Source organism: Comamonas sp. w2-DMI (assembly GCF_040187735.1).
GTDB classification, from domain to species: Bacteria; Pseudomonadota; Gammaproteobacteria; order Burkholderiales; family Burkholderiaceae_C; genus Comamonas; species Comamonas terrae.
Genome location: NZ_JBANEL010000036.1, coordinates 22,804 through 30,271 on the forward strand (window position 1 = coordinate 22,804; position 7,468 = coordinate 30,271).

Below are 7,468 nucleotides of genomic sequence, written 5' to 3' on the forward strand. Positions count from 1 at the left end.
CGGCAGCCACAGCCTTATGAATGTCAGCTTCCTAGAGCGTGTTATGAACTTGATAGCGCGTGCGGTAGATTCGCCGCATGGCAAGACGCAAGCAGTACCCCACGGATGTCACGGATGAGGAGTGGGGCTTCGCGGCGCCGTACCTGGCACTGATCGACGAGAAGGCAGCGCAACGCCAGCACGATCTGCGCGAAGTGTTCAATGCCTTGCGCTGGATGGCCCGTGCGGGTGCGCCCTGGCGCATGCTGCCTGGAGACTTCCCTCCGTGGGAGGCGGTCTACCAGCAAACACGCCGCTGGCTGCAAGCAGGATGCTTTGAGGCAATGGCCAACGACCTTCGCTCGGTCATTCGCGTGGCGCAAGGACGCCAGGGCCAGCCCAGTGCAGCAGTCTTGGATGGGCGCACCTTGCAATCGAGCTGTGAGAGTGGTCCGCGTGCTGGCTACGATGGTTACAAGCGGCGCAACGGCTCGAAAGTGCACATGGCCGTCGATACGCTGGGGCATTTGCTGGCCGTCCATATCACACCAGCCAATGAACAGGAGCGAGCGCAAATGGCGCCGTTGTGCGAGGCGGTGCAGGAAGCGACAGGCGAGACGGTGAGACTGGCCTGGGCCGACCAGGGCTACACGGGCGAAAAGCCCAACCGGTAGGCCAGCGAGCACGGCATTGAACTGCAAATCGTCAAGCTGCCCGAGGCCAAGAAGGGCTTTGTGCTTCTGCCCAGGCGCTGGGTGGTCGAGCGCAGCTTTGGTTGGCTGGCGCGCTTCAGAAGGCTCAGCCGCGACTATGAAAGATTGCCCGAAGTGCTCGCCGGATTGCATTTCCTGATCTTCGTGATCCTCATGCTGCCAAAGGCGTTGCCTGCCTTGGGCGCGGGGGTGAGTTCATAACACGCTCTAGCGTAGCCATGAATTCAAGATTTCGGCCAGAAGCGGAATTTCATTGAGAGCTATCCAAAGTCCGCTTTATCTACTCAAAGACGACACTCACGTACGCATGGGTCGAGAGCTAGACGTTGGCTCCAAAAGCGCGTTGCAGCTTATCGAGCAATGCTGGCTTGACGGGCTTGAGCCCTTGCTCCACCAGCGCCAGATACTCTTTGTTGACGCCAAGCGCTTGCGACATGATGAGCAGCGACAGCTTCCGGTTCAGCCGAAACTGCCGGAGCCTTCCATGGATAAATTCAGCGGCTACCGGCGAGTGAATTTCGCTGCGCTCCATCATGCTTACAGTGCCCATGGAATGGCGAAGGAGCCTTCAGCGCTCTCCACTCGCGCCACCTGAATGCCAAAAGCCTTCATCAGGTTCTCGTCAGTACATGCGATAGATGGTGCACCGTCCGCGAGCTTCAATCCCTGATGCAGTATCACCACGCGACTGCAATAGCGCATGGCCAGCGTCAGATCGTGCAGCACGACAGCCACGGCAGTTCCGGAGCGTGCTTGACCGGACAGCAGCTGCATCATCCGCAGTTGGTGGGCGGGATCAAGCGCAGACAGAGGTTCATCGGCCAGTAGCACGGGTGCCTTGACAGCAAGAGCACGCGCCAATAGTACGCGGGCACGCTCGCCACCGGACAAGCTCAGCACATTGCGATATTTCAGGTGTTCGATTCCCACTTGCTGCATGACCTCCGCAACGACTGCGGATCCGTTGGCCTGATCGGTACGGCCGTGCGGAATAAGACCCAACGCGACGACTTTGTCCACGCGCTGGCTCCAGTGCATTTGATGGCCTTGCGAGACATAGGCGATGCTCTGCGCGCGCGCCTTGGGCGAGAGTTCCTGCATAGGGCGACCATTGAACGTGACGCAACCGCTCGCAGGCCGGTACAGTCCCATCAACGACTTGAGCAAGCTGGACTTGCCCGCACCGTTGCTGCCGATGATGCCCACCAGCTCGCCGGTAGACAGCTGAAAGTCGATGTCTCTGAGCACCACGCGCTGCTCCAATTGAACGCAGAGCTGCTGGCAAGCCAGTTGGGTTGAAGGGTCTAGTTCATTCCCCATGTTCGCTCCCACGGCGGCGCAGTATCAAGGTAAGAAAAAACGGCGCACCGACCAGCGAGGTGAGAACGCCCAGCTTCAACTCCTGACCGCTGTGGTACAGAAACCGGACGCCAAGATCGGCGAGCAGCAGTAATACCGCACCGGCCAGCGCGGACAGAGGCAACAGACGCGCAGGATCACCTTGCACGGATCGGCGCATCAGATGCGGTGCGACCAATCCGATGAAGCCGATGCTGCCAGACACCGATACCGACGCGCCTACGGCCAGCGCACTTCCAAGCAAAATCTTGATGCGCAATCCCCCCCAGGTTCATACCCATCGAGTGCGCAGTCTCCTCGCCCAACGACAACGCCCGCAACGCCGTGCCACAGGACAGCAGCACGCCGCAGCCGAGCACCATAAAGGGCAGCGCGAGCAGCAGGTCTTGGATGCTGCGGTCAGCGAGCGAGCCCATCATCCAGAACACGATCTCGCTCATTGCAAGAGGATTGGCCGACCAGTTCAGCACTAGCGAGATCAATGCACCGCACAGCGACGAGACCGCAACCCCGCCGAGAATCAACGTCGTGCGATGCGTTGTGCTTCCCGCAAGCGCGAAGACGAACGCACAAGCGAGGGCCGTACCCGTGAAGCCAGAGAGCGGAAGTGCCAGATAAAAAGCATTCGCAAAGCCCGTATAGAGAGCCAGCACGGCACCAAGTGCCGCGCCGCTAGAAACGCCCAGCAGGCCGGGTTCGGCTAAGGGATTTCTCAACAGACCTTGCATGGCTGCGCCCGTCAGGCCAAGCGTTGCGCCTACCGCTGCACACAGCAGAGTGCGCGGCAGACGAATGTCGAGCAGTATGCGCTGCGGCACAAAGTCTCCGGCGAGCGCGCCTTGCGCGAGTTGCAGCGGACTCATATCCACATAGCCCACGAACAACGAAAGGCTCATAAGCACTATCAGCAGTGCGTTCAAGCCGCAGGTGATCCACACCAGTGTCTTGTCGGATGAGAAATCCGAGCGGTTGGTGACAGCATCATCGGACACCTGCGCGGAACCCACTTGCTGTATCGAATGAATGGACGCAACACGGGGAGCTATGCCCGCCATGGGCAGCGTGAAGCTGCCGCTCTGCGTTGAAGTCACGGATTGAGAATGCATCATCTAGCTTGAGCCTGTTCGCGCAAGTGCGCAGCAGCATCCAGATTCCAGATGCCTCCGCACACGGTGTCACGCGATGAAAGTACGAGGGTCTTCGCACCCAATGCCGCTATAGCTGGATGGGTCAGCATGCGGTTGCCTTGGGTGGGCGTCTCCGGTTTGTAGTCACTGCCGTTAATGATGTTCGGGCGCTGCTCGATCAATCGTTCCATGGGCAGTACGCCATAGCCTTTCACGCCAGCGCGCTTAGCGCCGTTAATCTGGCCAGCCGCTTCGTAGATAGAGTCATACAGCGTGTTGCTGCCAGCCGTGTAACCACCCGATCGGTACTGCATGGTGACACTACCGTTAGGCACAGCGCTTGCGCGCAATTGGGTCAACCTCGTATCGAACTGGGCGATCAGTTCCTCGCCGCGATCCACTTCCCCCACCGCCTTGGCAACGGTGCGCATTTCTGAGCGCACATCCTCAAAGCTGTTGGCTCCGGGAATGGCAACCACAGGAATGCCAAAGCGCCGGAGCATGGCGTTGGTGTGGAGCGTCGTGTAGGTGCCCACCAGCACCAGATCGGGCTCAAGCGCCAGCACCTCTTCGGCGGTGCCGCGAACCGTGCGAATGCCCTCGGCCTGTTTGCTCAGCGCGGAACTGCGGGCATCCTGGCTCAAGAAGGAAAGCGCCGCGATGCGCTCGCGTGGCACCAACTGCAGCAATATCTGATCGGTGCAGAGATTGAGCGAGACGATGCGCTGCGGCTTCGTGACAGTGCCCGCGCCCGCATTCAGCGAGCACACCGCAGTAGCAAGAGCGCAGATCAGCCGCCGCATGAGAAGCCGCGACCGCTGCGATCGGCGGGGTCAGCTGGCAGGTCGAGATAGGTCTCGCGCAGCCAATCCCACATGGCAAGTCGCGACCAGTCGGGCGCGTCGGCAATCTGCTGCTCGCGGGTGAGAAACGGGTTGGGCAGGAACACCGTCATTTGCTGCTGGCCCGCGTTATTGAACATGCGCAGACCCCATGACTTGGGTGCGCCGTCGCGGCCCAGCACACGGTACAGCTCAGCGCGGCCGGTGCGGCGCATGAAGGCGTCTTGCTCTTCCGCGCCGTTGAAATGCCCGATGCAGATATGAAAGTGCCAAGCACCGAAATCTACCGTGAGGTAGCCGTCGAGCACGCTCACTTTGGTGGGCTCGTTGGGCGCGCGAATTTCCCAGACCGCGCCGGGAATGAGGGTGCCGAACACGATGTCTTTCCAGTACTTCTGAAAAACATCTTTGCTGAGCATCCAAAGTGTGTCTTCGTCCGTTGGCAGCGGCCACGCCTGCACGCGGCCCATTCCGGGTTCGTCGTATTCAAGAGGTGCGGACTGCGCGATGATGGCGTTCATGTGGGTATGCCTTGGTAGTGTTGGATCGAAAAAACCTGCGCCACAAAACGTGTGGCGCAGGAAACCCTTGGAGATGGGATCAGGGATCAGAAGCGGTAGTCGAGGCCCACGATGCCGTATAAGCCCATGGGCTTGTAGCCCAGGCCTTCCTGCACCTTGGCGTCGAACAGGTTTTCAAGGCGCGTGTACAGGCTCAGGTTCTGGCTGACCGCATAGCGCGCAGCCAGGTCAAAGCGCACATAGCCTGGAATCCAGTCCACGCCGGTCCAGTCGTAGCGCTTGCTGGTCATGAAGGCCGAGACATCGACGCTCAGCGGTCCGCTCGAATAACCCACGCCGACGTTGCCCTTGTTGCGGGCGATCTGCACGGTGCGTGCGAAGTCCTTGCCCTTTTTCTTGGTGTCTGAGTCGGTGTAGGTGTAGTTGGCCTTGAGTTGCCAGGACGAGTTGATGCGATACGTGCCGCTCAGCTCCAGGCCCTGCGTGCGCAATTCGTCGCCGTTGGCGTATTGGCCATAACCGCCGTAGGTATTGCGCGGGTTGGGAATGCTGCTGTCGTAGAGGATGGCGTCGTTCACCTTGGCATGCCACACCGTGGCTTCCCAGTTCACGCCCAGATCTGCAAGCGACTGGCGCACGCCAAGCTCCACCGTGCGGCCACTCTCTGGCTTCAGGTTGGTGCTGCCGTAGGTGGGGTTGTAGAGCTGCGAAAGATTGGGCGCGGCATAGCTGGTGGCGTAGTTGCCGAACACCGTGACATTGCCGATCTTCTGGGTCGCGCCGACGCTGCCGGTTGTCTTGTTGCCCCACACGTCGTAGCGATCATGGCGCAGGCCTGCGGCCAGAATCGGGCCTGCGCTGCCCAGTTGGTACTCGCCGTTGGCGTAGAGCGATTTGCGCTTGTCCTCGCCATTGAGCTTGCCGTAGATTCCCCACTGGTTTGCATTGCCTTCATATAGCTCGAAGCCGCCCAGCAGTTTGTAGCCCTTGCCCGCGTAGCGCAGCGAGTAGTTCAACTGCTTGGTGCGGTCCTTGTAGTCGGCCGTGCCGGGCTGGCCGTTGTCGTAGAACGGTACCTGATCACCACGGTTGTAGTAGTTGGTGTAGTCGAGCGAGAAATTGTCCCAGGGTGCGGTCACATAGCCGAGCAGGCCGTTGTTGGGGTTGCCGTTGCTGCGGCGCGTCTGCGTCCAGCCGAGATCGAGGCGCTGGCTCAGGTTGTCGGCAATGCGGTGCTCGATGTAGGCGGTTGCGGCTTCGGTCTTGCGATCGTTGAAGGCATCCGGGTCGGGCATCTGCATGCCCCAGTAGCTCTGGCCGGGCTTGCTGGAGGTGACTTCCTTGAGCTGCGCCGCACGGAAACGGTTCTTGTTGTGCGACACAGCGAAGCCAACGTCGAAGTCCTTGCTCTTGTAATCGGCGGAGGCCTGCAGCGTGGTGTCGCGCGTGCCTTCGTAGCGCAGCAGGCCATCGCTGTCGGTGTGCGATGCGAACAGCGACGTGCTGAGCTTGCCGTCCGCCACATCGAAGGATTGCTGCAGCGATGCCTTGGCCTTCTTCCAACCAAGCGAGCCGCCCTCAATGGAGATCACGCGATGCGGCTCACTCGTCCCGCGCCTGGTGGTGATGGAGATCACGCCGGCCGTGGCATTGGAGCCATAGAGCACAGTCTGCGGGCCGCGCAGCACTTCGATGCGCTGGATGGACGATGGATCGAACTGACTCAGCAGATTGCCCACGTCGCCGGAGCTGGGCAGATTCATGGTCACGCCATCGACCACGATCAGCACGTTGGCCGAGCCGAAGCCGCGCATCTTGATGTAGTTGAACTGACCGGGGCCGCCCACCTGCTTGAATTCGACTCCCGGTACGCTGCGCAACACTTCGGTGAGGTCCGTGTAGTTGCCGCGCTCGATCTGTTCCTGCTCGATGATGGTGGCCGACTGCGTCAGCGTAAACAGATCCTTGTCGAGCTTGGACGCCTCGACGATGACCTCACTGAGTGAGGTGGCCGAAGCTGGCTCCTGAGCTTGCGCAAACGCAGCGCAGTGCGCCAATGCGGGAAGCAAGCCAAAGGCGCTTGCACGAACGAGTTTGGTTTTCATGGTGGGACAAGTCAGTGGCTTGCCGCAACCGAAGCGGTTTCTCACGCGCAGCACCAAGCGTAGCCATGCGTCGTGAAGACGCGGACCAGCAGCATCGGACAGGCACGCAAAAAGAAGAGTCACCCAAGACATGGGTGAGGCTCCAGCAGCAGCAAACATAAACAACAAAACGAAAAAATCGCTTGGGTTTACGCTACTGAACGGAGCTTGCCGTCCACCCAGAGCCCTCGCTTGATGGCACAGTAACGAATCGCGCTGGCAGGTCTCCTGGCTCACACCGTCTTGGTCGCCATTCACACCTTCCCACCTTGCAGACAAGGCAGTGGTTTCAGTGAATGACTCGGTGCTTACAGTTGCGAGGACAGCCACGTAGTTTCAACGTGTTCCCTTTTTCATCCCGATGTGGGGAGCGCAGTGCTGAACTGATTCTAATCCAGACAAATCGAAACGGAGAAGATTTCTGCCTGTGATGCAGCTCGAATGGTCGTCCACCATCGATGTTTTTCGAGGTCCGGAAACGCTCTCCAAGCACAACTTATCACGCTCGTAAACTTTACAGCTCATGTAAATGAAAGCACTGATTCTGACGCGTTCAAGTCGAGCGCCTCCCCAGAACTAAACACCATTCGGCATGAGAATCTGTAAAACCCTAAGGCGTCAACTTGAACGACAGCTAGCTCGAGCCGAGCAGTCGTCGGAGGAAAAATCTTGAGTGACCGCTTTGGGTCGAGGCTGTGTGGAAACGCAAAAAACTATTAATGGCTGAACAATCCAACTGGCAGATTTCAGGCAAGCACGACTGAGGCGCCTTCGACGCCAAGA

At 59.6% G+C, this 7,468-nt stretch carries 7 protein-coding genes, 1 pseudogene and 1 riboswitch; of the genes and pseudogenes, 1 reads left to right on the forward strand and 7 read right to left on the reverse strand.

Annotated features, from left to right (window positions below; genetic code table 11):
• Positions 1-77 precede the first annotated feature (77 nt).
• Positions 78-893 (forward strand): annotated as a pseudogene (locus V8Z74_RS23660) (IS5 family transposase).
• Between the two features lie 118 nt (positions 894-1,011).
• Here the strand turns inward: V8Z74_RS23660 and V8Z74_RS23665 are convergent.
• From V8Z74_RS23665 to V8Z74_RS23695, 7 genes are all read right to left on the reverse strand, one after another.
• Positions 1,012-1,227 carry a helix-turn-helix domain-containing protein gene (locus tag V8Z74_RS23665; protein ID WP_349711694.1) on the reverse strand — a complete coding sequence of 72 codons (216 nt, stop codon included), beginning with the start codon at positions 1,225-1,227 and terminating at the stop codon, positions 1,012-1,014.
• Between the two features lie 2 nt (positions 1,228-1,229).
• On the reverse strand, positions 1,230-2,012 hold the full coding sequence (locus V8Z74_RS23670; protein WP_349711696.1) for an ABC transporter ATP-binding protein: 783 nt from the start codon (positions 2,010-2,012) through the stop codon (positions 1,230-1,232).
• On the reverse strand, positions 2,002-2,256 hold the full coding sequence (locus tag V8Z74_RS26315; RefSeq protein WP_502879600.1) for an iron chelate uptake ABC transporter family permease subunit: 255 nt from the start codon (positions 2,254-2,256) through the stop codon (positions 2,002-2,004). Before V8Z74_RS26315 ends, V8Z74_RS23670 begins: the two co-directional genes overlap by 11 nt.
• Positions 2,189-3,160 (reverse strand): FecCD family ABC transporter permease, encoded by a 972-nt coding sequence (locus tag V8Z74_RS23680; protein ID WP_349711700.1) that lies wholly within the window; start codon positions 3,158-3,160, stop codon positions 2,189-2,191. The genes V8Z74_RS26315 and V8Z74_RS23680 overlap by 68 nt, the downstream gene beginning before the upstream one ends.
• On the reverse strand, positions 3,157-3,981 hold the full coding sequence (locus V8Z74_RS23685; RefSeq protein ID WP_349711702.1) for an ABC transporter substrate-binding protein: 825 nt from the start codon (positions 3,979-3,981) through the stop codon (positions 3,157-3,159). The genes V8Z74_RS23680 and V8Z74_RS23685 overlap by 4 nt, the downstream gene beginning before the upstream one ends.
• Complete coding sequence (locus V8Z74_RS23690; protein WP_349711706.1) at positions 3,969-4,541, reverse strand: DUF7676 family protein; 573 nt, start codon at positions 4,539-4,541, stop codon at positions 3,969-3,971. Before V8Z74_RS23690 ends, V8Z74_RS23685 begins: the two co-directional genes overlap by 13 nt.
• Positions 4,542-4,627: 86 nt before the next feature.
• On the reverse strand, positions 4,628-6,646 hold the full coding sequence (locus V8Z74_RS23695; RefSeq protein ID WP_349711710.1) for a TonB-dependent receptor plug domain-containing protein: 2,019 nt from the start codon (positions 6,644-6,646) through the stop codon (positions 4,628-4,630).
• Between the two features lie 240 nt (positions 6,647-6,886).
• A riboswitch (cobalamin riboswitch) is annotated at positions 6,887-7,077 on the reverse strand.
• Positions 7,078-7,468: the final 391 nt, after the last annotated feature.

Excerpts from the sequence above, each read along its gene's own strand:
- V8Z74_RS23685 (WP_349711702.1), bottom strand. The coding sequence starts at position 3,981 with ATGCGGCGGCTGATCTGCGCTCTTGCTACTGCGGTGTGCTCGCTGAAT.
- V8Z74_RS23670 (WP_349711696.1), bottom strand. The coding sequence starts at position 2,012 with ATGGGGAATGAACTAGACCCTTCAACCCAACTGGCTTGCCAGCAGCTC.
- V8Z74_RS23695 (WP_349711710.1), bottom strand. The coding sequence starts at position 6,646 with ATGAAAACCAAACTCGTTCGTGCAAGCGCCTTTGGCTTGCTTCCCGCA.
- V8Z74_RS23680 (WP_349711700.1), bottom strand. The coding sequence starts at position 3,160 with ATGATGCATTCTCAATCCGTGACTTCAACGCAGAGCGGCAGCTTCACG.
- V8Z74_RS23690 (WP_349711706.1), bottom strand. The coding sequence starts at position 4,541 with ATGAACGCCATCATCGCGCAGTCCGCACCTCTTGAATACGACGAACCC.
- V8Z74_RS23665 (WP_349711694.1), bottom strand. The coding sequence starts at position 1,227 with ATGATGGAGCGCAGCGAAATTCACTCGCCGGTAGCCGCTGAATTTATC.